Annotated in this window: 21 protein-coding genes; 9 read left to right on the top strand and 12 right to left on the bottom strand. The window is 60.7% G+C overall.

Annotated features, from left to right (window positions below; genetic code table 11):
- Positions 1-5: 5 nt before the first annotated feature.
- The 3 genes from AB4K19_RS04080 to AB4K19_RS04070 are packed head-to-tail and all read left to right on the top strand — an operon-like array spanning position 6 to position 1,297.
- Positions 6-431 (top strand): YeeE/YedE family protein, encoded by a 426-nt coding sequence (locus AB4K19_RS04080; protein WP_436399561.1) that lies wholly within the window; start codon positions 6-8, stop codon positions 429-431.
- Position 432: 1 nt separating this feature from the next.
- Complete coding sequence (locus AB4K19_RS04075) at positions 433-864, top strand: DUF6691 family protein (RefSeq protein ID WP_375230646.1); 432 nt, start codon at positions 433-435, stop codon at positions 862-864.
- A 10-nt stretch (positions 865-874) separates the two neighbouring features.
- Entirely contained in the window at positions 875-1,297 is a 423-nt protein-coding gene (locus tag AB4K19_RS04070; RefSeq protein WP_375230645.1) for a TIGR01244 family sulfur transferase, read from the top strand.
- Between the two features lie 14 nt (positions 1,298-1,311).
- Here AB4K19_RS04070 and AB4K19_RS04065 read toward each other — a convergent pair whose 3' ends face one another.
- The 5 genes from AB4K19_RS04065 to AB4K19_RS04045 all read right to left on the bottom strand — a co-directional run bounded on the left by AB4K19_RS04065 (position 1,312) and on the right by AB4K19_RS04045 (position 7,540).
- The gene (locus tag AB4K19_RS04065) at positions 1,312-2,547 is read right to left on the bottom strand and encodes a FliM/FliN family flagellar motor switch protein (RefSeq protein WP_375230644.1); all 1,236 of its coding nucleotides are present in this window, start codon (positions 2,545-2,547) and stop codon (positions 1,312-1,314) included.
- Positions 2,548-2,671: 124 nt separating this feature from the next.
- Positions 2,672-5,365, bottom strand: coding sequence for an ATP-binding protein (locus tag AB4K19_RS04060; RefSeq protein ID WP_436399125.1), 2,694 nt, complete (start codon positions 5,363-5,365; stop codon positions 2,672-2,674).
- Positions 5,362-5,652: a hypothetical protein gene (locus tag AB4K19_RS04055; protein WP_375230643.1), complete on the bottom strand. Its 291-nt coding sequence runs from the start codon at positions 5,650-5,652 to the stop codon at positions 5,362-5,364. The genes AB4K19_RS04060 and AB4K19_RS04055 overlap by 4 nt, the downstream gene beginning before the upstream one ends.
- A 4-nt stretch (positions 5,653-5,656) precedes the next feature.
- Positions 5,657-6,040, bottom strand: coding sequence for a response regulator transcription factor (locus AB4K19_RS04050; protein ID WP_375230642.1), 384 nt, complete (start codon positions 6,038-6,040; stop codon positions 5,657-5,659).
- Between the two features lie 210 nt (positions 6,041-6,250).
- Positions 6,251-7,540 carry a helix-turn-helix domain-containing protein gene (locus AB4K19_RS04045; RefSeq protein WP_375230641.1) on the bottom strand — a complete coding sequence of 430 codons (1,290 nt, stop codon included), beginning with the start codon at positions 7,538-7,540 and terminating at the stop codon, positions 6,251-6,253.
- Between the two features lie 235 nt (positions 7,541-7,775).
- Between AB4K19_RS04045 and AB4K19_RS04040 the strand changes: the two genes are divergently transcribed.
- The 6 genes from AB4K19_RS04040 to AB4K19_RS04015 all read left to right on the top strand — a co-directional run bounded on the left by AB4K19_RS04040 (position 7,776) and on the right by AB4K19_RS04015 (position 13,924).
- A complete protein-coding gene (locus AB4K19_RS04040) occupies positions 7,776-9,125 on the top strand; it encodes a substrate-binding protein (RefSeq protein WP_375230640.1) in 1,350 nt (449 codons plus the stop codon).
- A gap of 92 nt (positions 9,126-9,217) precedes the next feature.
- Positions 9,218-10,249, top strand: a complete 1,032-nt coding sequence (locus AB4K19_RS04035) for a branched-chain amino acid ABC transporter permease (RefSeq protein WP_436399122.1) — start codon at positions 9,218-9,220, stop codon at positions 10,247-10,249.
- Between the two features lie 3 nt (positions 10,250-10,252).
- Entirely contained in the window at positions 10,253-11,452 is a 1,200-nt protein-coding gene (locus AB4K19_RS04030; RefSeq protein ID WP_375230639.1) for a branched-chain amino acid ABC transporter permease, read from the top strand.
- A gap of 12 nt (positions 11,453-11,464) precedes the next feature.
- A complete protein-coding gene (locus AB4K19_RS04025; protein ID WP_436399121.1) occupies positions 11,465-12,229 on the top strand; it encodes an ABC transporter ATP-binding protein in 765 nt (254 codons plus the stop codon).
- An 11-nt stretch (positions 12,230-12,240) separates the two neighbouring features.
- On the top strand, positions 12,241-12,996 hold the full coding sequence (locus tag AB4K19_RS04020) for an ABC transporter ATP-binding protein (RefSeq protein WP_298836852.1): 756 nt from the start codon (positions 12,241-12,243) through the stop codon (positions 12,994-12,996).
- A 232-nt stretch (positions 12,997-13,228) separates the two neighbouring features.
- Positions 13,229-13,924, top strand: a complete 696-nt coding sequence (locus AB4K19_RS04015; RefSeq protein WP_375230638.1) for a hypothetical protein — start codon at positions 13,229-13,231, stop codon at positions 13,922-13,924.
- A 4-nt stretch (positions 13,925-13,928) separates the two neighbouring features.
- Here AB4K19_RS04015 and AB4K19_RS04010 read toward each other — a convergent pair whose 3' ends face one another.
- From AB4K19_RS04010 to AB4K19_RS03980, 7 genes are all read right to left on the bottom strand, one after another.
- Positions 13,929-15,269, bottom strand: coding sequence for an NAD(P)/FAD-dependent oxidoreductase (locus AB4K19_RS04010; RefSeq protein ID WP_375230637.1), 1,341 nt, complete (start codon positions 15,267-15,269; stop codon positions 13,929-13,931).
- Positions 15,270-15,271: 2 nt separating this feature from the next.
- Positions 15,272-16,822 carry a trimethylamine methyltransferase family protein gene (locus AB4K19_RS04005; protein ID WP_375230636.1) on the bottom strand — a complete coding sequence of 517 codons (1,551 nt, stop codon included), beginning with the start codon at positions 16,820-16,822 and terminating at the stop codon, positions 15,272-15,274.
- Positions 16,819-17,577, bottom strand: a complete 759-nt coding sequence (locus tag AB4K19_RS04000) for an NAD(P)-binding domain-containing protein (protein WP_375230635.1) — start codon at positions 17,575-17,577, stop codon at positions 16,819-16,821. Before AB4K19_RS04000 ends, AB4K19_RS04005 begins: the two co-directional genes overlap by 4 nt.
- Positions 17,574-19,046: an aldehyde dehydrogenase gene (locus tag AB4K19_RS03995; RefSeq protein WP_436399120.1), complete on the bottom strand. Its 1,473-nt coding sequence runs from the start codon at positions 19,044-19,046 to the stop codon at positions 17,574-17,576. Before AB4K19_RS03995 ends, AB4K19_RS04000 begins: the two co-directional genes overlap by 4 nt.
- The gene (locus AB4K19_RS03990) at positions 19,043-19,951 is read right to left on the bottom strand and encodes a dihydrodipicolinate synthase family protein (RefSeq protein WP_375230634.1); all 909 of its coding nucleotides are present in this window, start codon (positions 19,949-19,951) and stop codon (positions 19,043-19,045) included. Before AB4K19_RS03990 ends, AB4K19_RS03995 begins: the two co-directional genes overlap by 4 nt.
- Positions 19,941-20,645 (bottom strand): GntR family transcriptional regulator, encoded by a 705-nt coding sequence (locus AB4K19_RS03985; RefSeq protein ID WP_375230633.1) that lies wholly within the window; start codon positions 20,643-20,645, stop codon positions 19,941-19,943. Before AB4K19_RS03985 ends, AB4K19_RS03990 begins: the two co-directional genes overlap by 11 nt.
- 108 nt (positions 20,646-20,753) lie before the next feature.
- Positions 20,754-22,283: a class I adenylate-forming enzyme family protein gene (locus AB4K19_RS03980; RefSeq protein WP_436399118.1), complete on the bottom strand. Its 1,530-nt coding sequence runs from the start codon at positions 22,281-22,283 to the stop codon at positions 20,754-20,756.
- Positions 22,284-22,359 lie beyond the last annotated feature (76 nt).

Genomic DNA, 22,359 nt, shown 5'->3' with positions numbered 1-22,359 from the left:
AACTACTGATGACAGACTGGATCGCAGGAGCTCTTGGCGGGCTTCTGATTGGTGGCGCTGCGGCACTCTATCTTCTCGGGAACGGCCGGATCATGGGGGCCAGTGGCATTCTGGGCGGTCTGGTTGACGGCAGCGGTCGTCAGGACCGGATGGAACGGCTTGCGTTTGTGGCCGCGCTGATCGCGGCACCTTCCCTTTTGCGGCTTGCCGATCCAACACCAGCGGAAACCGGCCTGACCGGTAACGTTTTTCTGATCATCGCCGCGGGCCTTCTCGTCGGTCTCGGCACGCGCCTCGGAAACGGCTGTACGTCGGGCCACGGCGTCTGTGGAATTTCGAGGCTCAGCCTGCGCGGCATTCTGGCAACCGTAACATTCATTGCTGCCGGGATGATCACGGTGGCCACGCTTCGGTTTCTGGGAGGGCTCTGACATGCGCATTCTCACGGCTGCACTCTGCGGCGCTCTGTTTGGTATCGGCCTCTATATCTCCGGCATGACAGACACAAAAAAAGTTCAGGGATTTCTTGATGTTACCGGAGTATGGAATCCGACCCTGATGTTTGTAATGGGTGGCGCGCTTGTGCCGATGGCCATTGCCTGGCGTCTGATACCCGGTCGCAGCCCCCGGAACGGCGGCAGCTTTCCACCGCCGCCGGGTGGCGGCCCGGACAGGCAGCTCATCACAGGTGCGGTGCTTTTCGGCATGGGCTGGGGTCTGGTTGGCCTATGTCCCGGGCCTGCGATGGCATCGCTGACCTATGGTGGTATCGGGGGCCTTGTCTTCCTTGCCGCCATGTCAGCAGGCATGTTGGCGGCACCTCCTGTGCGCCGGCATCTGGACACCTCCGCCGGGCTGTCCTAATCCTTCGTTCATGGATATCCGGCAGATCACCCCGACATTCTTCGCGGCACCTCAGCTGACCTGCGAAGACATTCCTGCCCTGAAAGAGGCCGGAATTGAACTCATTCTCTGCAACCGCCCGGACGAGGAAGTACCGCCCGGGTACCGCGCTGCGGATCTGCGCGCGGCGGCAGAGGCTGCCGGTATGCGCTTTGTCGAACAGCCGCTGACGCACTACACGATGACACCTGATGTCATTGCACGGAACAATGACCTGATCTGCGGGTGCGACGGTCCGGTTGTCGCCTATTGCGCCTCGGGCACCCGCTCGACCATCGCATGGGCTCTGGGCTCTGCCGGTGGAATGGACGCAGACGAAATAATAGAAGCCGCGCGGCGGGGTGGTTACGATCTGTCAGGGATGCGGGACACGCTGATCAGCCTCGCGGGCTGATCCCGGATCGGGCCTCAGGCAGTATTCATCTTTGGCAAATCCTCAAGATCGGGAAGATCACCAAGATCCGGCAGATCATCAAGGTCCGGAAGCTCCGGCAGGCCATCTCCGTCCAGATCAGGAAGATCAGGCAGATCGCCCGGCTCTGCACCCTCGCCCGGCAGTTCAGGAAGATCCGGCAGGTCAGGCAGACCTTCCGGCATTGCTTCGGAAAAGTCGGTTTCAGGCGACAGTTCGATATCCGGTAAATCGGGAAGGTCTGGCAGATCACCGCCTGGCAGAGCTGACATGTCCGGCAGACCAGCATCCGGGGCACCACCGGCCATCGCCAGCCCGGCATCCGGCAGCCCCTCCATATCCAGCTTTTGCCTTGCACGTTTCCCCGGCATAGGCTGCTCAAGCTGAAGCGCACGGTATCCGTCAATCTGGCCCATAGCCCCCTTTGCTATCACATCTCCCTGGCCGGTCACCAGCGAGACACTGTCGAAAGCATCCGCCGGGATTTTCAGAGTATCCCCAGCGGCGAGCGCGCTGGCCTGTGACAGTGGCAACCGGATGCGGGTCAGCACAGCCGTCAGGTCCGCCGGCAACTCCATAACGGATTTTTCAAGCGTTCGCGGCGCAGGCGGCTCAATGGCATCACTTTCGTGGGCGGGAAGCGGTTCACCGGCTGCATCCGGTTCCGGGATCAGCACAATGACCGGCGCCTGGCCAATCCCGCCTGCGATATCCAGCGTCAGGCGCAAAACGGTGTACGTGCCGCCTTCAAGAGCCAGATCGAACAGGCGCCGGTTCTCTGCCCGGGCACCAAAGCGGTAGGGGCGTATCGTGCGCTTGTCCTCAGGCATTTCCACGGTGTCATGACAGCGGGCAAAGAAGCGGTCGATCAGCGGTGCGCACAAAGCGGCATCTGTCGATGTGGGTTTGCGGGTGAGGTCATCCGGCAGCTTCATGATCCGACCGGTTGTCTGCTGCTGGATCAGCGCCTGTACAAGGCCCATGCCGATAGAAATGCCTGCTGTGGATCCGTCCGGCCCGTCCAGCAGGATCAGCATGGTGTCCTCTTCTACCAGTTCCTGAAGACTATCGCCTTCGAAGCTGTCCTGAGACACAGCGATCACGGCAAGCGCCATGTCAAAGAGATCGTCCGCGACCTTTGCCATGCTCAGCCGCACAGCTTTGGGCACGGTCACAGACCGCGCCTGATGTTCCTGTTTTCCCGCCTGCGCTTTGCGCTGCAAAACTGACATCTGTCGCCCTTGTCTCAGGGTTCCGGCAAACACAGTTTACCCGGAACCTTTGCGCTCCAGACTAGAGGCCAATGGTTACCATAGCCTTTAAAAATGAAGGAACTGGCAGGGTTAACAGACAGATTTACTGCGCGGCCATCGCCAGTTTCTGCGGCAGTGTCACCCGGAATGCGGTGCCACCAGTGTCGTCCAGATAGGTGACATCCCCGCCCAGCCGCACCATAATTTCACGGCAGATCGCCAGCCCCAGCCCGGCGCCGTTGCTGTCCTGGGCGCCTATTCTGCTGAACTTTTCAAACATCATTTCCCGCGCGTCGTCCGGAATGCCCGCGCCGTTGTCCAGAAAATCAATAAAAACTGTATCTCCCTGCCGCACCGCCTCAATCCGCAGTTCGGGGTCGGATGCAGCACAGTATTTCTGAGCGTTCGTAATGAGATTGATGAACACCTGCGCCAGCCGGTCCAGATCGGTGTCCAGAGTGATGGTCTCTTCCAGACGCCGCCTGCGGATGGTAATACGGCGCGCTTCGCTGGCCTGCGCCGTGGAAATCGCCTGGTCCAGAAGATCCGCCAGGCTGCCTGTCTGCCGGTTCAGCGTGACCTGGCCGTTTTCCAGCACCGACAGATCGAGCAGATCATCAAGCAGCCGTGTCAGCCGGATGGCCTCTGTGTGAATAATGCTGGCGTACTTTGTCTTCTCCAGCGGGCCAAGACCGTCGGTATCGCGCAGAATCTCCGAAAACGCCCGTATGGAGGTCATGGGGGTACGCAGTTCATGACTGATCTGACTCAGAAACGCGTCTTTCTGCAGGGAGATTTGTGTCAGCTTGTCATTGGTGCGGCGCAGCTCCGCGGCCGTATCGCTCAGTTCACGTGATTTGGCCTCAAGCTGGCTGGAATACTCCAGCATCTGCGCGGATTCGTCAGCAACGGCCATGAGTTCCTGCACGGACACCGCAGATCCGCCAACGATCTGACCGATCATCGCATGCGCGGTAGCCGCGCCCACGGAACCGGCGAGCTCGCGCTCCAGTGTCTGCAGAAAATCGGGCGTCGGCTCCGGCAAATGGCCACGGCGTCCCTGGCGCCTCGCCTGTCTCTCAAAAAGCCGCCGCGCCTCTTCGGGCCCCAGCAGCCGTTGTGCCATAACCATCAGATCTTCGCTTTCGGCAAATGACGCATGCCAGCTGCGCGCCTGTCCGGAGTGATCGAAGACATTCACAAACTGTGCACCCTGCAACCGTTCCAGCGGGAGCGGAAAGCTGACCAGCGAAAAAACGACAAAGCCCGTCACATTAAGCGCGAGGCTCCAGAACACGGCATGCACCATCGGATCCAGCCCCCCGATCCCGAAAAGCGCCTGAGGACGCAGCCAGGACAGACCAAGCAGACCGTTTTCAAAGGTGTCCGCCGACAGGACAGCGCCCGGCCCGAAACTGGGCAGCAGCATGGTAAACATCCAGGCCGAAAACCCGATAGCCAGCCCGGCCAGTGCGCCAATGCGCGTGGCCCCGCGCCAGAAGAGACCGCCCAGCATCGCCGGGAGAAACTGGGCCACGCCGGCAAAGGAGATCAGACCAATGGCGGCCAGTGCCCCTGAGCCGCCCGAGGCCTCAAAATAGACATAGCCCAGAGCAATGATCCCCAGAATGGACAGCCGCCTGGACAGGATGACCACGTCACGGACGTCACCGGACTGCGTCGCTCCGCCCTGTCTGAGGTGCAGAAACACCGGCATCACGATATGGTTCGACACCATTGTGGAGAGCGCCAGGGTTGCCACGATCACCATGGAGGTCGCCGAGGAAAACCCGCCGAGAAAACTCAGCATGGCAAGGCCCTCGCGACCCTCGCTGAGCGGCAGGCTGAGCACAAAGAAGTCAGGGTTGGAGCCCGCTGGCAGGACCTCAAGGCCAATGACGGCGATGGGCACTACGAAGAGGCTCATGAGCATCAGATAGAGTGGAAAGGCCCAGCTTGCGATCTGCAGATGCCGTTCATCATCATTCTCGACCACCATGACCTGAAACATCCGGGGCAGACACAGAAAGGCCGTCGCCGACAGGAGCGTCAGCGTTGCCCAACGGCTGCCATCGGTCTGCCATGTCCCGAGGGCGGAGGCATCAATCCGGTCCAGCGTGGCAGACAGCCCCCCCGCGACACCCCAGACCACGAACACCCCCACCGCAAGGAGCGCCACCAGTTTGACCACGGCCTCAACCGCAACGGCAATAACGACGCCGTGGTGGCGTTCGTTTGCGTTCAGGTTCCGGGTGCCGAAAAGCACCGTAAAGAGCGCGAGACCTACAGCGATCCACAAGCCGCCGGCGCGCGACACTTCCGGATCGGGCACGCCATCCGTCCCGGCAGAGGAAAAAATAGATACAGAGGAGGCCACCGACTGCAGTTGCAGAGCGATGTATGGCGTGACCCCGATCACCGCCATAATGGTCACGACAATCGCGAGCGTGTTGGACTTGCCATAGCGCGACGAAATCAGATCCGCGACGGAGGTCACTTTCTGACTGCGCCCGATCCGCACGAGACGCCGGAGGATCCACCACCAGCCGATGATCACCAGACTGGGGCCCAGATAAATCGTTACATATTCAAGGCCTGAACGCGCGGCATTGCCCACCGCACCATAAAACGTCCAGGCTGTGCAGTAGATCGACAGCGAAAGCGTATAGACAAGCGGCGAGCGCAACAGCCAGTCGGCCCTGCCGCGCACACCGGCCCGTTCCGCCACGAAGGCCACACCAAAAAGAAAGGCCACATAGGCCAGACAGACACCGATGAGCAGGTTCAGGGACGTCACGCGTCCTCACTCCCTGCCGGTTCGCTGCCGTCCTGCCGCGCGCGGCGCATCTTTGAGACCAGGAAAGCACCGGTGCAGATCAGAAAGAACCAGACTGCAAAGACGTAGCTGAGTGCCCGCGACATGGGCATCCCTGCGCCATCTGCGGCGTCACCGGTGGGCCAGAGCAGCGGTATCATCCACAGCACTGCGCCCAGGACAGCAAGCAGCCTGACGGCATCAATGACCCGGCGCTGGCGATAGTTACCGCGTTCCAGAAACACAGGGGTGCGTCCGCGCGGCGCCATCGTTTCAGCTCTGCTGGCGGTGCACGTAAAGCATGTCGCGCACAGCGTTCAGCACTTCGGTGTTGGAAAACGGTTTGGTCATGAAGCGGCTGACGCCGGCTTTCTCCGCCATTTCCCGGTCGCGGCTCTGGCCACGCGCCGTGAGCATGAGCACCGGCAGATCAGCCGTCTGTTCATGCGCGCGCAGCTCTTCGAGAATGTCAAAACCGCTTTTGCCCGGCAGCATCACATCCAGGATCACAATGTCGGGTTTCATGCGCCGGATCACCTCTGCCGCGTCCGTCCCGTTTGAATGTGTGTCCACCTGCCAGCCTTCCCGGCTCAGCAGAAAGCGGATGGCTTCGATGATGTTCGCCTCATCTTCAACCAACAGCACGTGGTGATTCATGGTCCCCTCCTCCCAGGGAGCATGCCGCCGGTCTCTCCCCAACCGTGGTGCGGCACGCCTGTGCCGGATATTGTCGGATTCCCCGCATCAAGTCAAAGCGGGTGCGGTGCCCGGGCCGCAGTTTTTCGCGGCTGAGAAGGCCGGTCGCACGACCTTATCTGCAGGCGTGTCTCCTGTGTCCCTCTTGCGAACGGCGACCCTGCGGAAGTCTCAGAGCCCGTCGCGCAGGATCGAGCTTTCGCGCCGGCCCTGACAGGCATCCCTTGGACAGACGCGGCAGGTGCTGCCAACCTCGGTCACACCGTCCGGCTCCGGTTCCGCAGACGGCAGGATCAGCATGCTCGCATGCAGCAGCGGCGGACGGTTGTATTCCGGCACCCCGGTGATCTCAGACACCGCAAAACAGTCAAAGGCGGACCGGCCCCGGCCAAGCTGTACAATCGGTGTTCTGATCACCTGCCCCGGCTGGCCCAGCGCTTCGAAAAGCGGCCAGAGCACGCAGGCCGGTGCAAAACGCGGGATCACGAACTGGCTCACGGGTTTGCGGAAGAGGATACTGCCCGCGCGGTCGCAGACCACCAACCCACTCTGCAGGTCCTGCAGGCTGGCCATCCGCCGCATAATCAGCGCCACAGGTGCACCAAGCAGCGCAGCAAGCCGCACAGGATCAGGCCCGGTTTCTTCAAGCGCGCCTTCGAGCACCGGTATGCTGACCTGGGCTGCATCCGCCGCCATCCGCCGGAGCACGGCACGAGCCAGTTCGCGGGCGGCCTCGCTGCGCAGCGCCGCAGCGCCAGTGATCAGCGCTTCTGCGTCTTCCTGTCCCGCTTCCAGATCCGGGAAGAACCAGGCGTTCTCTGTCAGAAAGGCGTCAACCTCATCCTGCGGGCTGGACGCCGCATCATCGGGTCCCTGACCGGCCTCAAAATACTCCACCAGCGACTTGGAGCTGTCCGCAAGCCGCCGGCTGTCCTCATTCAGGTTGGCGTGAAAACGGTCGCGCCACTGATCGTCCAGTTCCTTCTCATCAGCCAGAATAGACGCGGTGGAGCGGATGGCCGCCGCTGTGGACAGCAATTCATGTACTGAGGCTGCAAGCTGCGGGTCATGGGTCAGCCGGTCGTTCAGGGTTTCGACCGTGCGTTCCAGCGTGGCAATGCGCCGGTGACCGGCGGCCAGCACTTCTGCCCAACCCGGAAAGCGCCCGGCAAGCTCATCGGCCCGCTCGACTTCCGCAGGCGCGAGGCTGGCTCCCGTGGCCGCTTCGCGCAGCGTGGCGATCAGCGCCGCCTCCGCCCCTTCGGTAAGCATCGTCGGCTCCACGCCGAGGGTCCGGGCAATGTCCAGCAGGAGTTTTCCACCGATTCTGCGGCGGTTGTGTTCGATCAGATTGAGGTAGGACGCAGATATGCCGAGGCTGCGCGCCAGATCAGCCTGACGCATACCGGCAACTGAACGTCTCTCCCGGATCCTGCTCCCTGTCAGACCTTCACGCGGCATACCTGGACCTCCTGTAATTCCGTACCTTTTCAACAGGTTTCTGCGATGCGACATCACAAAATTTACAGAAACACCGATGATGCTGTAGATTTATTTACAAAATAATTGTGCATTTCAAGGGACTTGTTGCGCAATTTTCACTTCCCGCGCGATAAGATATTTGCACATCTGTGCCTCAGGCGGCGGACGGAGGAGTCCGGCCAGCAGCCTGATCTTATCAACTGGGAGGATATTCATGTCCAATTCGAAACTCACACGTCGTGGTCTGATCAAGACCGGCGCTGTGGCCGGTGCTGCCGGTCTGACGCTGCCGACGTATCTGCGTGCGGATGGCCACTCCGGCTTTACCAACGCACCTACAGGCGACACCGTGACACTCGGCTTCAACGTGCCGCAGTCCGGTCCCTATGCCGACGAGGGCGCAGACGAACTGCGCGCCTACGAGCTGGCGGTCGAGCACCTGAACGGTGGCGGCGACGGCGGCATGATGAATACTTTCTCGTCCAAGGCGCTGAAAGGTAACGGTATTCTCGGCAAGAAAGTCGAATACGTCACCGGCGACACGCAGACGAAATCTGACGCAGCACGGGCCTCCGCGCGCTCGATGATCGAAAAAGACGGCGCGGTGATGATCACCGGTGGTTCGTCCTCGGGTGTGGCCGTTGCCGTTCAGGCGCTCTGCCAGGAAGCTGGCGTCATCTTCATGGCGGGCCTCACGCACTCCAACGACACAACCGGCAAGGACCGCAAGGCCAACGGTTTCCGTCACTTCTTCAACTCCTACATGTCCGGTGCCGCCCTGGCGCCCGTGCTGGCGAATGCCTACGGTACAGACCGTAAGGCCTATCACCTGACAGCGGACTACAACTGGGGCTACACCACAGAAGAAGCGGTGAAATCCTCGACCGAAGCCATGGGCTGGGAAACAGTCGCAGCCGTGAAAACGCCGCTGACACAGACCGACTTCTCGTCCTATATCGCGCCTGTTCTGCAGTCGGGCGCCGATACGCTGGTTCTGAACCACTACGGCGGCAACATGGTGAACTCGCTGACCAACGCGGTTCAGTTCGGCCTGCGCGACAAGCAGGTGAACGGCAAAGACTTCCAGATCATCGTTCCGCTCTACTCCCGCCTCATGGCGAAGGGTGCGGGTGCCAACGTTAAAGGCATCTTCGGTTCGACAAACTGGCACTGGTCGCTGCAGGACGAAGGCTCCAAGGCATTCGTCAAATCCTTCGGCACCAAGTACGGCTTCCCGCCGTCGCAGGCTGCGCACACATGCTATGTGCAGGCGTTGCTGTATGCGGATGCGGTTGAGCGCGCCGGCTCCTTCAACCCCTGTGCGGTTGTTGAAGCGCTTGAGAACTTTGAGTTCGACGGCATGGGCAACGGTAAAACGCTCTATCGTGGCGACGACCACCAGTGCTTCAAAGACGTGCTGGTCGTGAAAGGGAAAGAGAACCCGACATCCGAGTTCGACCTTCTCGAAATCGTCGAAGTCACACCGGTTGCTCAGGTGACATACGAACCTGACCACCCGCAGTTCGCTGGCGGCAACCTCGGGACATGTAACCCGGGCGCGTAAGCGGCATCTGAAAACACCACGCCGGGCGGTTCTCTCCGCCCGGCACCACCCGGGCGCAACAGTGCCTGATCACGCATCCTGAAGGTGGGACCATGGACGCAATCATCCTGCAAGTTCTGAACGGCCTCGACAAAGGATCAGCCTATGCGCTGATCGCTCTCGGCCTGACACTGATTTTCGGCACCCTCGGGGTTGTCAACTTCGCCCACGGGGCGCTCTTCATGATCGGCGCCTTCTGCGCTGTTACGCTGAGCCGCATCCTGACGCTGAGCCACACGGTCATCGACGACACAAAAACGGACTTCCTGGGCAACCCGCTCAAGGTCGAGGTCCCTTACCTCTATGACATCTTCGGACAGGCCACGGGCGATGTGATCATCGACTGGGCGGTACCGCTGTCGATCCTCTTCTCGATCCCTGTGATGGTCGGTATCGGCTTCGCAATGGAACGCGGCCTGATCAAGCACTTCTACAAGCGCCCCCACGCGGACCAGATCCTAGTGACCTTCGGCCTTGCCATCGTCCTGCAGGAGATCATCAAGTATTTCTACGGTGCAAACCCGATCCCCACCCCCGCACCGGCAGCCTTCACCGGCTCGTTCGATTTCGGCGCTATGCTGGGCTTTGATCCCAACACGATCATCTATCCCTACTGGCGTCTCGTCTACTTTGCCTTCTCGGCCATCATCATCGGTGCCGTCTTTGCCTTCCTGCAGTTCACCACCTTCGGGATGGTCGTGCGCGCCGGTATGGCAGACCGCGAAACCGTCGGCCTGCTGGGCATCAACATCGACAAACGCTTTACCATCATGTTCGGCATTGCCGCCGCTGTGGCGGGCCTGGCGGGCGTGATGTACGCACCGATCAACTCTCCGAACTATCACATGGGCATGGACTTCCTTGTGCTGAGCTTTGTGGTCGTCGTGGTCGGCGGCATGGGCTCGCTCTCGGGCGCGGTTCTCGCCGGCTTCCTGCTGGGTGTTCTCGAAAGCTTCGCCTCCATGGGCGCGGTTCTCGAAGTTCTTCCCGGTATCAACCAGATCATTATCTATCTGGTCGCCATCATCATTTTGCTTACCCGTCCGCGTGGTCTCATGGGCCGCAAGGGCGTGATGGAGGAATAAGACATGTTCGGACTGACAAAACGCGACACAACGCTGCTGATCATCGTCGCCATCCTGACGATCTTCGCCCCCTTCATCCTGAACCCCTTCCCCGAGGGCTCCGCCATGGCACAGTTCAACGCGGGCTATCCGGACCTGATGCAGCGTCTGGTGATCTTCGGGATCTTTGCCATCGGGTTCAACATCCTCTTCGGCCTGACCGGTTATCTCAGCTTCGGGCACGCAGCCTTCCTGGGTGTCGGTTCCTATGCCGCGATCTGGATGATGAAACTGCTGACCATGAATGTGATCCCTGCGATTGCGATCTCTGTTGTGGTCGCCGGTCTCTTCTCACTGCTGGTGGGCTGGATATCGCTGCGCCGCTCAGGCATCTACTTCTCGATCCTGACACTTGCATTCGCGCAGATGTCTTATTCACTGGCCTACTCGGTGCTGACCCCGATCACAGGTGGTGAAACCGGTCTGCAGCCCAAGGTGGATGATCCGCGTATTCTGGATGGTGCGCTGGAAGCCGGGCAGACGCCCCGTGCCAATCTCTTCGGTCTCGAAATGGGGTCGAGCTACGAACTGGCCGTCGGCAACTGGGTCTTTACCTTCAACGCCGGCTACTACATCGCGGCACTGGTGATGCTTCTGGCCTTCTATCTGTCGATCCGCATCTTCCGGTCGCCGTTCGGCATGATGCTGCGGGCCGTGAAATCGAACCAGCAGCGGCTGAACTACACCGGCCTGAACTCCAAGCCCTACACACTCGCGGCCTTTGTGATTTCTGGCATGTACGCCGGTCTTGCCGGCGGTCTGCTGGTGGCGATGGACACGCAGGTGGGTGCGGAACGCATGTTCTGGACAGCTTCCGGTGAGGTCGTTCTGATGACCATCCTCGGCGGTGCCGGCACCCTCATTGGCCCGGTCCTTGGCGCGGGCTTCATCAAGTACATGGAAAACATCGTCTCCAAGATCAACAAGTCGATCCTGGAACAATGGTTCGCCTTTATGCCCGACGGGATGGAAGATTTCTTTATCACCATCGTCTACCCGTTCATCGGCAAAGGCTGGCACCTCACGCTGGGTCTGATGTTCATGATGGTCGTTATCTTCCTGCCCGGTGGCCTTGTCCAGGGCGGCCAGAAGATCGCCGGTCTCTTCCGCAGCAAGAAAGCTGCGGACGATACCGCCGACGGCAAAACCACACCTGCAGAATAAGGAGACGACGTCATGGGTATTCTTGAAGTCAAAAACGTCGGCAAACGCTTTGGCGGTCTGCAGGCACTGAGCGAGGTGAACCTCTCGGTCAAGGAAAACTCGGTTCACGCGATTATCGGGCCGAACGGGGCCGGTAAGTCCACCCTGCTGAACTGTCTGGTCGGCAAGCTCATCCCGGATACCGGCTCCGTCAGCTTTGACGGCCAGTCGGTGCTGGGCCGCAAGCCCTTTGAGATCAATCAGATGGGCATCAGCCGGGTGTTCCAGACACCGGAAATTTTTGGTGACCTGTCGGTGCTGGAAAACATGATGATCCCCTGCTTTGCAAAGCGCGACGGTGCGTTTGAGCTGAACGGGATTTCGTCTGTAACCAGTCAGAAGGACATCATTCAGCGGGCGGAACACATGCTTGAGGACATGAACATGGCCGACAAACGCCACATGACCGCAAGCTCAATGTCACGCGGCGACAAGCGGCGCCTGGAGATCGGCATGTGCCTCAGCCAGGAACCCCGCCTGTTGTTGCTGGATGAGCCCACTGCGGGCATGGCGCGTGCTGACACCAACAACACGATCGACCTGCTGAAACAGATCAGTGACGAACGCGACATCACCATCGCGATCATTGAACACGACATGCACGTGGTGTTCAGCCTTGCTCAGCGCATCACCGTGCTGGCCCAGGGCACACCGCTGGTCGAGGACACCCCCGACAACATCAAAGGCCACCCGAAAGTGCGCGAAGCCTACCTCGGCGAAACGCAGACGGCGGCGTAAGGAGAGCTACGATGAACGTCAAACCCGATTTCTCCAAAAACGCCAACCACGCAGCAACGGCTCCGGCCTTTCTGTCGGTCTGGGACATGCATGCCTATTATGGCGAGAGCTATATCGTGCAGGGCATCAGCTTTAACGTGCACGAGGGCGAGATCCTGGCCCTGCTGGGGCGCAACGGGGCCGGCAAAACCTCGACACTGCGGGCCATCGCCCGCCTTGCCGACCCGGAGGTCCGCCACGGCGAGATCTGGCTCGACCACCAGCCCCTGCACAAGATGAGCAGTTACCAGGCCAGCCAGGCAGGTCTCGGCCTGGTGCCCGAGGACCGGCGCATCATCGCGGGTCTGACGGTCGAAGAGAACCTCAAGCTGGCGCAGATCGCCCCGCCGGTCGGCTGGTCACTGGACCGCGTTTATGACCTCTTCCCGCGGCTGCGTGAACGGCGCAACCAGGAAGGTGTCACACTGTCGGGCGGCGAACAGCAGATGCTCGCTATTGCCCGCGCGTTGTGCCGGGACATCAAAGTGCTTCTGCTGGACGAGCCTTATGAGGGTCTGGCGCCGGTCATTGTCGACGAAATTGAAAAGACGCTCCGCATCATCAAGGATCAGGGCATCACGACAATCCTCGTCGAACAGAACGCTGTGCGCGCCCTGCAACTGGCCGACCGCGCGGTGATCATGGACACCGGTGGCATCGTCTTTGACGGCAGCGCTGCTGAAGTTCTCGAAAACAAAGAACTGCGCGAAGAATATCTCGCGATCTGAGGTTGGTATTTCCGTCTCTACGGGCACAGCCCGGTCCGGTTTCCGGGCCGGGATTTTTGCTGCAATTTGACCGGAACGGGGATCAGGCGCACACTCAGGGATCATCTGATCATTGAGGAGCACTGCCATGTTAACCTCGTACCGATTGATTTCTTTCACTTTTTTATCTCTTTTTGCAGGGCTGTCAGCGTGCGTCCTGATTACCCAGGATCCGTTCTCACAAAGCAATTGTGTGGGAATTGATGGCGAAGATTTCGGCGATGCGCCGGATGGCACGCCAACCGGATACACCACACCAGGCGCTGACACAGGCGCATTCCCGACACGGCGCAGCAACGATGGCGCGCGCGCGCAGGTTCTGTGCCGCTACTGGATCGGCGAATTCGTCAGTGCCGAGGACGGATACACCGATGTCAACGACCCTGACCCGGTGAACCCACGCGGCAGGCCGCCCGGCACCAATGTCCCGAACATCACGACCGACTACGACGATGGCGTGACCTGGGACTGGCTGGTCGCCGCACAGTCTACGCCCGGCAGACTGCCCGCGGATCTGAATTTCCGCATACAGATCAACAGCATCGGCCAGCATGAGGTGTTTTTCAACATCCTTGTTGATGCCAACCGCGACGGCGACTGGGAGGACTCACCGGTCACCGGCCCCGGCGAATGGGCCGTACGGAACCACCGCGTCAGTGTGCGTGACGGCTTTGTGACCTACGACATGCCCCCGATACGTTTCCCGATCGGCTCCAGCGGAATGCCTGAATGCATGTGGGCCAGAGTGATCGTCTCTGACCGGCAGCAGGGCGTGGGCCAGGAACTGCTGTGGAGCGGAAAAGGCATGTCCGGCGAGGGCGAGATTGAGGACGTGCTTGTCCCTGGTGCCAATGGCTCAACCTGCATGGTTCTGCAGCCCGAAAACTGACGGATCACAGCTCGGCGCCGGCCCGCCATTCGCCCCACCGCAGGCGCGTCGTGGCCCCGGCCCGGGCGATCAGACCAGGTGGCAGTTTCTTCGGAACCGGCGCCTGCTGCATTCTGTCCAGCGCATCCGAACCAACGCCATTGGCAGCCTCTGCGGCGAGCATACCCGCAAGGGTGCCCTTGGCGGTTCCCAGCCCGTTCTGACAACAGGCAGACCAGAGGCCCGGCTCCAGTTCTCCGACCACCTGAACACCGTTCCGGCTCAGGCAGAGCCGGCCGCCCCACCGGTACTCCATCCGGACATCGCCAAGCATCGGAAAACGTGCTGCAAAGGCCCGGTCATGATCGCGCGCGACCCCGGCGATGCGGGTATCCGGCACCTCCATGTCCGGGTCAAAGGTGAAACGGTTGCGGACAACGATCCGGTCCCCGCCCGTGCCGGAGATACGCCGGACCGTCGTACCCAGCGGGTCTGCAGGTGTCAGAGCCCAGACCGGGCTGCCGCCCAGACGGGCGCATTCGTCAGATGTCAGCGCCCGGGTCATTGATGCATAGGTGAAGACATGCATCAGCCGCCCGCGCATATGGCCAAAGCTCTCAAGGTGACCGTTTACGGCGAGGATCACCTGAGGCGCTGTGACCTTTCCACCCGGTGTCGTTGCCTGCCAGTCACCTGATGCACGGCTCAGCTCCGTCACCGGTGAGTTTTCGAATAGACGTACGCGATTTGACACAAGGCCCAGGGCCACTGACCGGACAAAAAGCGCGGGCTGGATCATGGCAGCACCCGGCGTGAAAAGCCCGCTGGAATAACAATCTGTGCCAGTCAGCTCCTGCATCGCAGCGGCGTCCAGCGTTTCAAAAGGTTCGCCCATCGCTGTCAGATGTTTTGCGAAATCAGTGTTATGCGCATCACCGCGCGGGCTGGCGGCCCCGTTGATTTTACCGCACTGCGCAAAGGCCTCTTCGCTCAGCCCGAAGGCCTGCGCCATCTCTGCAGCCAGTGCGATCCCGCGGCGGTTGTCAGCGGTCTGCGCCAGATCAGCGGCAAGGGCGCCGCCGTAGTTGTCAGACGCCAAGTCATGCGGCAGATCGATCATAAACCCGGAATTCCGCCCCGCCGGCCCCTCGCCCACACGACGGGCCTCAAGCACGACGATCCGGTCTGTAGCGCACAGCTGTGCGAGCCTGTATGCCGCCGCGAGCCCGGCGAAGCCCGCACCAATCACCAGCCAGTCGGCGCGCAGCGCACCGTTCAGCTGTTCCGGTGGCCCATCCTCCGGCAGCAGCGCATTCCAGCCCGCCGGCCCCGGATCGCGCGGCAGCCGTGTGACGGAACCGGCCACGGTCAGTAGTCCTGGTTCAGGGCATCTGCGGCCGGGATTTCCCGTTCGCGCCGCGCAATATAATCGCGCAGGGCCTCATCCACTGCCGCGTCGAGCTCTGGTTCCTCGTATTCGTTCAGCATGTCGCGGCACCGCTGCAGACTGCGTTCATTGACCTCGACAGCACCTTCTGCCTGCCATTGCTCAATCGAGTTGTTATCGAAGAGTTCCGGCATGAAAAAGGCGCGCTGAAAGTTCTCAAGCGTGTGCGGATGTCCCAGATAATGTCCGCCCGGACCAATATCCGCGACCGCGGCCAGGCCCTCGTCAAAGTCATCCCACCGGATGCCTTCGGCCATACGGTAGGCCATCGCGCATTGTTCGGCGTCCACGACGAACTTGGCCATTGAGCAATGCATACCCGCCTCGTTCCATCCGGCGGCATGCCACATGTAATTCGCCCCGGCCATCTGGAGCGCCATCAGCGTCGACGCGCTCTCGTAGCCCGCCTGTGCATCAAAAGTCTTGGCCCCGCCGAGCGTTGTCGAGGAGCGCCACGGCACACCGTAAAACCGCGCCATCTGCCCGATCATCAGGTTCATCAGGCTGATTTCCGGCGTCCCGGCCATAGGGGCCCCGGATTTCATCGACACGGTGGACAGATAATGCCCGTAGATCGCCGGACAGCCCCGCCGGATCACCTGGGTATAGGCCAGTGCGCTCAGCGCTTCCGCATTGAGCTGCGCTACCGTCGGCGCAACAGAGGCAGGCGTATTTGCGCCCCCGAGCACAAAGGGCGAGCACAGCACCGGCTGGTTGCGCCGGCAAAAAGCGCGCATGGCCCCCAGCATTGTCTCGTCCCAGACCAGCGGCGAATTTCCATTGCAGTTGCCCGTCACCACCGGGTGTGTTTCCAGAAAATCCGCCCCGAAAAGGATCGCACACATGTCCATGACATCTTCTGCGTTTTTCGGGCTGGTGGTCATGCCCATGAACGTCTTGTCCGAATATTTCATGGACGAATAGGTGATGCGCAGATGCCGCTGGCTGATCGGATGATCATAGGGCTCGACAATGTGATGCGCTGACGAATGCATCGCGGGCAGCATGTGGCTGAGCCTGTGAAAATTCGCCAGATCCTCCAGCGTCGGATTGCGCCGCACGTCTTCGAGATCGCGCAGATAGGGCGCGCCTGTCATCGGCACAAACATCGCATGGTCCGCGCCAAACGGCAGAGATTTACGCGGATCGCGTGCGTGATAAATAAATGTTTCTGGTATGGTCGCGATCAGCTCCCGCACCAGACCCCGGTCCAGATGAACGCGCTCTCCCCGCACATCAGCACCCGCCCGGCGCCAGTCTTCGAGCGCTGTGTCATCGCGAAAGACCACGCCTGTGTTTTCCAGGATATCCATCGACGCGGCATCGATCCGCGCGATCTGCTCTGCGGTCATCGGCTCCGTGAGCGGCAGACGACGCTTCAGCGCGGGCAGCATAGCGACATCGCGGGTTTCGCGCTGTTTGCGGCGCGCGCCGCGCCCCCTGCGGACAGTGCCAACAGCATCAACACTCATGATTTGCCTCCCAGACGCGCTCCGATCGCATCCATCGCCCCGGTCAGGGCCTCATGCGCACGCCCCTCGCGCAGCGCTGTCGTCATCTGCAGGCTGAGGGTGCCTTCGGTTGCGAGCGCGTCGCGTTCGGCCGCAAGCTGTCCCTGCCCCCGCGCCATCGTGGCCAGATACCCGGACATCAGCTGGGTCGTGTAAACCTCCGCCGCCTGCCGGTCTGCCGTTTGATCACCCAGCCATTCTGCGCCCGATGACAACAGATCCAGCATGCCCGGCACCATAGCGCAAACGGCAAAGTGCATGTTGAGCGCCGTTTCCGTTGCCACATCATGCACAGGGTTCTCAGGCTCGAACAATTCGCGCAACAAACGCCCGTCGGGGAAACCAGGCAGCGGGCAGCCGCCCTGTTCCAGAAACCCCAGCGGGATCGTCACAGAAATGTCCGATGCCGGCGCGCAATGCTCGCGCAGCGTATCGCGGGTGACCCCGGCCATCACCGAGACGATCTGCTGGTCAGCCCGGAACGCCAGCGGGGCAATTGCGCTGACCGCCGCTGTGGGGCGCAAGCACAGAAAGACCACATCGCTCGCATCCACAACATCCTGATTGTCCGCAATGCTGACCCCGTGAGATGCCGCAAGTGCCGCTGCCGTTTCCGCGTTGCGCGCCGAAACGGTCACGCGGTACCCCTTATTCGCCAGAAAACGCGCCATGGGGGCCGCGATATGGCCGGTGCCGATGAACCCGATACGCTTCATCCGATGTTATCTCCATCCGCAGGATCGGTCAGATCGACCCAGATCGTTTTCACTTCGGTGTACTGATCATGCGCGTGCAGACCGTTGTCGCGCCCACCGAACCCGGATTGTTTGAAGCCGCCGAACGGGGTCGTGATGTCCCCTTCGCCGTAGCAGTTGACCGTCACCGTGCCGGCACGGATATCCCGCGCGGCCCGCAGCGCACGGCGGGTGCTGGCGGTGAAAACGCTGGCCGTCAGCCCGTATTCCGTATCGTTTGCCAGCGCGATGGCCTCTTCGTTCGTCGCAACCGTTGTGACAGACAGCACGGGCCCGAAAATCTCTTCGCGCATGGCCCTGTCGTCCGGCTTCACCTCCAGAACGACCGGCGCCACATATGGGCCTTTCCCCTTTTCTTTCAGATAGCTGCGCACTTTGGCACAATGTTCCGCATCGACCAGCGCACCGATATGATTTGCCGGATCCAGCGGATCGCCGGTTTTCCAGTCGCGCACCCGCGCCCCGATACGCTCCATCAGTGGCGCGTGCACGTCACGGTGCACAATCAGTCTGGAGGTCGCGGAACAGTTCTGCCCCGCATTCCAGAAGGCGCCGTTGACCAGGTGTTCCGCCACATGATCGAGGTTTTCCGCATCTGACAGAACCACTGCCGGGTTCTTGCCGCCGCATTCGAGGACAACCTTCTTCATGTTGCTGTCCGCAGCATACCGCAGGAAGCGCCGTCCCGTGTCTGTTGACCCGGTAAAGCTGACCATATCGACATCCATATGCCGTCCCAGCGGTTCCCCAACGCATGGACCATCGCCCGGCAGAACCTGAAACACGCCGCGGGGGACGCCAGCCATATGAGCCAGCTCTGCCACGCGCAGCGCCGTCAGGCTGGTCTGCTCCGCCGGTTTCACGATGACCGAACAACCAGCGGCAAGCGCAGGTCCGATTTTCCATGCCAGCATCATCAGCGGGAAATTCCAGGGCAGTATCGCTGCAACAACGCCGATCGGCTCCCGAACGATCAACGAAATCGCATCATCGCCCGATGGTCCGGCCTGGTCATACAATTTGTCCGCTGCCTCAGCATGCCACTTGATGCAGGCGATGGCTTCGGGGACGTCGATCAGCTCGCAGTCCCGTATGGGCTTGCCGGATTCGATGCTCTCCATAACGGCCAGTTCGCGGCGACGGCGCGTGATAAGTTTGCAAAGTCTGATCAGAATATCTTTGCGATTTGCAGGATGCATGCGGGACCAGTGACCCTGGTCAAAAGCTTCACGGGCCTTCTGCACAGCAAGATCAACATCCGCTTGGTTCGCAGTTACAATCTCAGTCAGCACGTCGCCGGTCGCCGGATTGACAGTGGACATCACAGGCCCAGAACCAGGGCGGAACTTTCCGTCAATGTAAGGCGCAGAGGGCAAATCAATGTCTGCCGCAATTGCAGAATATTCAGCACGGGTGAGCAGATCGGTCATGCCTGTCCTCCTTCTATGGCCGCAATCGCGGTGTTCATTGTACGGATCACTTCCTCGAGCGCGCGCTTTTCGTCTTTATTCAGCGGTTGCAGCGGTTTACGTGGTGGTCCTGCGTCGATGCCCCGCAGGCTGAGACCATGTTTGATGCATTGAATGAATGTGCCGCCCTGCTCCAGAACGCGCATCAGCGGCATCATCGCCGACATGATCGCCCGCCCTTTGGTAAAGTCACCCTCAACCGCGCAGGCGCGATAGAGCGCGATGTGAGCTTCCGGTGCGAAATTGGATCCCGCGCACACCCAGCTGCGCGCGCCCCAAGCAAAAAACTCCAGCGCCTGATCATCCATTCCACAGCTCAGCCCGATATGCGGATAGTCGCGCGCCAGCATATGCAGCCGGTCGGGATCGCCGGAACTCTCCTTGATCGCGCAGAAATTCGGGCTGCGGCCAAGGCGGTCCAGACATTCTGGACCCATGTTCACGCTCATCCGGCCGGGGTAATTGTAGAGCATCACCGGCAGGTTCGCGGCCCGGTCAACCGCCAGGCAGTGCAGTGCAATCTCGCGGTCATTCGGATACGCATAAGGCGGCGTGGCGACCAGCACCGCATCGGCACCCTGTTCCTTGGCCGCGGTCGCGTAAACGACGCTGTCTTCGGTCCGCATGGCGCCGGTGCCCACGATCAGCGGCACGCGCCCGCCGATCATTTCCCGGAAGGTACCGATCAGCTCTATGCGTTCCTGCATGGACTGCGCATAGTATTCTCCGGTTGTTCCCGCGACGATCAGGCCATGCACCCCGGCCTCAACTAATAAATTAATTATCGCTTTTAGTTCTTTGTTATTTATAGAATAATCATCAAAGTACGGTGTCACGACCGGCGTATATATTCCCTCAAACTGCACCACGGCGCTCCTTCATTGAGATTACATCCACCGGCAGCGGATCGGGCCGAACAAAACGTTCGATCCGGTCACGCGAAAGGTCCCAGTGCTGCAGCGTCAGATCGATGGCCAGCGCTCCTTCGCCAGCCTCAATCGCGCTGATCAAAGCTTCGTGCTGTTCCGAGGCCCGAACGACCAGATCTTCTTCTGCGGGCCCGGACGGCCGGTAGAAAGTCTGGCTGAGACGGGTATGATCAATCAGCAACCTGTTGAGCGCGGCAACCAGATAAGGGTTATGGGCCATTTCCCCGATAACTGCGTGAAAGCGATGATTGGCCAGCGCGGCCTGCGGTGCATCGCCGGCCTGCGTACTCTTTGCAAAATCATTCTGGCTACTTTGCAAATCGGCGATCTGCCGTGGCGTCCTGTTTTCCGCAGCAAGACGGCTGATGTTGGCATAGACCATCGGGGCGGTCTGGAAAAATATCCGCATTGTCGTGACATCCATTGATGACACTTTTGCTCCCCGGTTTTCGCGCGTCGAAATGAAGCCCGTACCTGCGAGACGCTGCAGAATTTCCCGCAGCGGCGTGCGCGACAGACCATAGTGCGATGCAAGCGACGCCTCATCCAGCAGGGCACCTGGTTCCAGATCCATCCGAAGGATTCTCAGCTTCAGATCCTCCAGGCAGAGCTCTTTCTGATTCCGCGACATTCACCCCTCCATCTGTATACAAAATGTATACAAAAAATCTGAAAGGCAGGCCTGTCAGCGACAAAACCATGTCGTTTACAGTGCCGGTACAACACAAAAATCCGGTTTTCAGTCTCCGCTCTGCACCTGCGTTGCAGCATCTGCCAGAATCGCTCTCAGGTCCGTTTTCAGAACCTTGCCGTAATTGTTCTTGGGCAACGCTTCGACAAAAACGTATTCCTTTGGCCGTTTGAAGCGTGCAATACGCTCCAGACAGCGCTGATCAAGCGCCGCGCGCGTGACCGAGCCCACAACAAACGCCACGATCTCTTCGCCCCACTCCGCATGCGGGCGCCCGACCACGGACACTTCCTCAACATCGGGATGACCCTGCAGAACTTCTTCGACCTCGCGGGGATACACGTTTGAACCGCCGGTGATGATCATATCTTTGGACCGGTCCTGCATCGTTATATAGCCTGCGGCATCCATGAACCCGATGTCGCCGGTCAACAGCCATCCATCCTGAAACGCCCCTGCGGTTGCCTCCGGGTTATTCCAGTAGCCGGGCATCACGGTATCCCCACGCACCATAATTTCACCCGGAACGCCCGGCCCGGCTCTGACACCATGTGGACCGCAGATCATAACCTCAACGCCCGATTGCGCGCGGCCAACGGATTGCAGCCGGGCCTCCCAGTCGGGGTGCTGACGGTCAGATACATCGTGCCGGGACAAGGCGGTGATCCCCATGGGGCATTCACCCTGGCCGTATATCTGAACAAATACCGGGCCGAAGGTGTCGACCGCATCAATGATGTCCGCGTTGTACATTGGCCCACCGGCGTAAACCACGGTCCGCAATCCGGCGCCGGATGCCCCGGTTTCGCGGGCCACCCTGGTCATACGCTGCACCATTGTGGGCGTGGCAAACATCTGGACGCTGCCAAAAAACGCGCAGAGATCAAAGATTTCCGCCGGATCAAAGCCTGCGGACACCGGGCAGACATGGCGAGCGCCCACGCGCACATGCATGATGTTGTAGATGCCAGCACCATGACTCATCGGTGCCGCATAAAGCGTCGCATCGTCGGGCAGCACCGGATCCGCGTCGAGCGGGTAACACAGGCTCATCGACAGAAGCATACGGAAGGTGATCATGACCCCCTTGGGCCGGCCAGTGGTTCCGGAGGTGTAAAACAGCCAGGCCAGATCACCAGGGGCACGGTCGGTCACTGCCGTGAGCGGCGTATGCGTGAGCGCCTCCTGCCAGACATCACCCGGCACAGTTATGACGCGGGCGGTCGCCCCGGCGGCCTCAAGCGTTTCCGTAAGCTCTGCTGAGGCAAAAACAACGTCTGCCCCGGCATCCGCAATGATAAAAGCCGCCTCTCTGCCATGCAGCCGGGCGTTGATCGGCACCACTGCGGCCCCGGCGCACCAGGCGCCATAGAAGGCCACCAGGTATTCCGGCGCATTTGGCATGAATATTGCGACCCGGTCGCCGGGGTTCACGCCCTGCGCCCGCAGCCAGCCCGCAACCGCAAGTGACTGCGCGTAAAACGCCCCATAGGTTGCAACACAGTCCCGTCCCAAGAACAGTGCAGGACGCTCCGGATCCAGCCGGGCCGTTTCTGCAAGCCAGATTGCCAGGTTCATCGTCTGCCCTCCCCCGGGGCGCAGGATACGCCCGGGACCGGGCGGTGCAAGAGGCGGGTTTCCATGACGTAACCCT

The organism is Roseobacter phycocola (assembly GCF_042055075.2).
In the GTDB taxonomy this organism is placed as follows: domain Bacteria; phylum Pseudomonadota; class Alphaproteobacteria; order Rhodobacterales; family Rhodobacteraceae; genus Roseobacter.
The sequence above is the reverse complement of the archived record's forward strand: the minus strand, read 5'-3'. Positions and strand labels throughout refer to the sequence as shown.

What these genes read in the sequence shown, in the direction of transcription:
- AB4K19_RS04075 (WP_375230646.1), top strand. Translation starts at nt 433, where the DNA reads ATGCGCATTCTCACGGCTGCACTCTGCGGCGCTCTGTTTGGTATCGGC.
- AB4K19_RS04070 (WP_375230645.1), top strand. Translation starts at nt 875, where the DNA reads ATGGATATCCGGCAGATCACCCCGACATTCTTCGCGGCACCTCAGCTG.
- AB4K19_RS04065 (WP_375230644.1), bottom strand. Translation starts at nt 2,547, where the DNA reads ATGTCAGTTTTGCAGCGCAAAGCGCAGGCGGGAAAACAGGAACATCAG.
- AB4K19_RS04055 (WP_375230643.1), bottom strand. Translation starts at nt 5,652, where the DNA reads ATGGCGCCGCGCGGACGCACCCCTGTGTTTCTGGAACGCGGTAACTAT.
- AB4K19_RS04050 (WP_375230642.1), bottom strand. Translation starts at nt 6,040, where the DNA reads ATGAATCACCACGTGCTGTTGGTTGAAGATGAGGCGAACATCATCGAA.
- AB4K19_RS04045 (WP_375230641.1), bottom strand. Translation starts at nt 7,540, where the DNA reads ATGCCGCGTGAAGGTCTGACAGGGAGCAGGATCCGGGAGAGACGTTCA.
- AB4K19_RS04040 (WP_375230640.1), top strand. Translation starts at nt 7,776, where the DNA reads ATGTCCAATTCGAAACTCACACGTCGTGGTCTGATCAAGACCGGCGCT.
- AB4K19_RS04035 (WP_436399122.1), top strand. Translation starts at nt 9,218, where the DNA reads ATGGACGCAATCATCCTGCAAGTTCTGAACGGCCTCGACAAAGGATCA.
- AB4K19_RS04030 (WP_375230639.1), top strand. Translation starts at nt 10,253, where the DNA reads ATGTTCGGACTGACAAAACGCGACACAACGCTGCTGATCATCGTCGCC.
- AB4K19_RS04025 (WP_436399121.1), top strand. Translation starts at nt 11,465, where the DNA reads ATGGGTATTCTTGAAGTCAAAAACGTCGGCAAACGCTTTGGCGGTCTG.
- AB4K19_RS04020 (WP_298836852.1), top strand. Translation starts at nt 12,241, where the DNA reads ATGAACGTCAAACCCGATTTCTCCAAAAACGCCAACCACGCAGCAACG.
- AB4K19_RS04005 (WP_375230636.1), bottom strand. Translation starts at nt 16,822, where the DNA reads ATGAGTGTTGATGCTGTTGGCACTGTCCGCAGGGGGCGCGGCGCGCGC.
- AB4K19_RS04000 (WP_375230635.1), bottom strand. Translation starts at nt 17,577, where the DNA reads ATGAAGCGTATCGGGTTCATCGGCACCGGCCATATCGCGGCCCCCATG.
- AB4K19_RS03995 (WP_436399120.1), bottom strand. Translation starts at nt 19,046, where the DNA reads ATGACCGATCTGCTCACCCGTGCTGAATATTCTGCAATTGCGGCAGAC.
- AB4K19_RS03985 (WP_375230633.1), bottom strand. Translation starts at nt 20,645, where the DNA reads ATGTCGCGGAATCAGAAAGAGCTCTGCCTGGAGGATCTGAAGCTGAGA.
- AB4K19_RS03980 (WP_436399118.1), bottom strand. Translation starts at nt 22,283, where the DNA reads ATGAACCTGGCAATCTGGCTTGCAGAAACGGCCCGGCTGGATCCGGAG.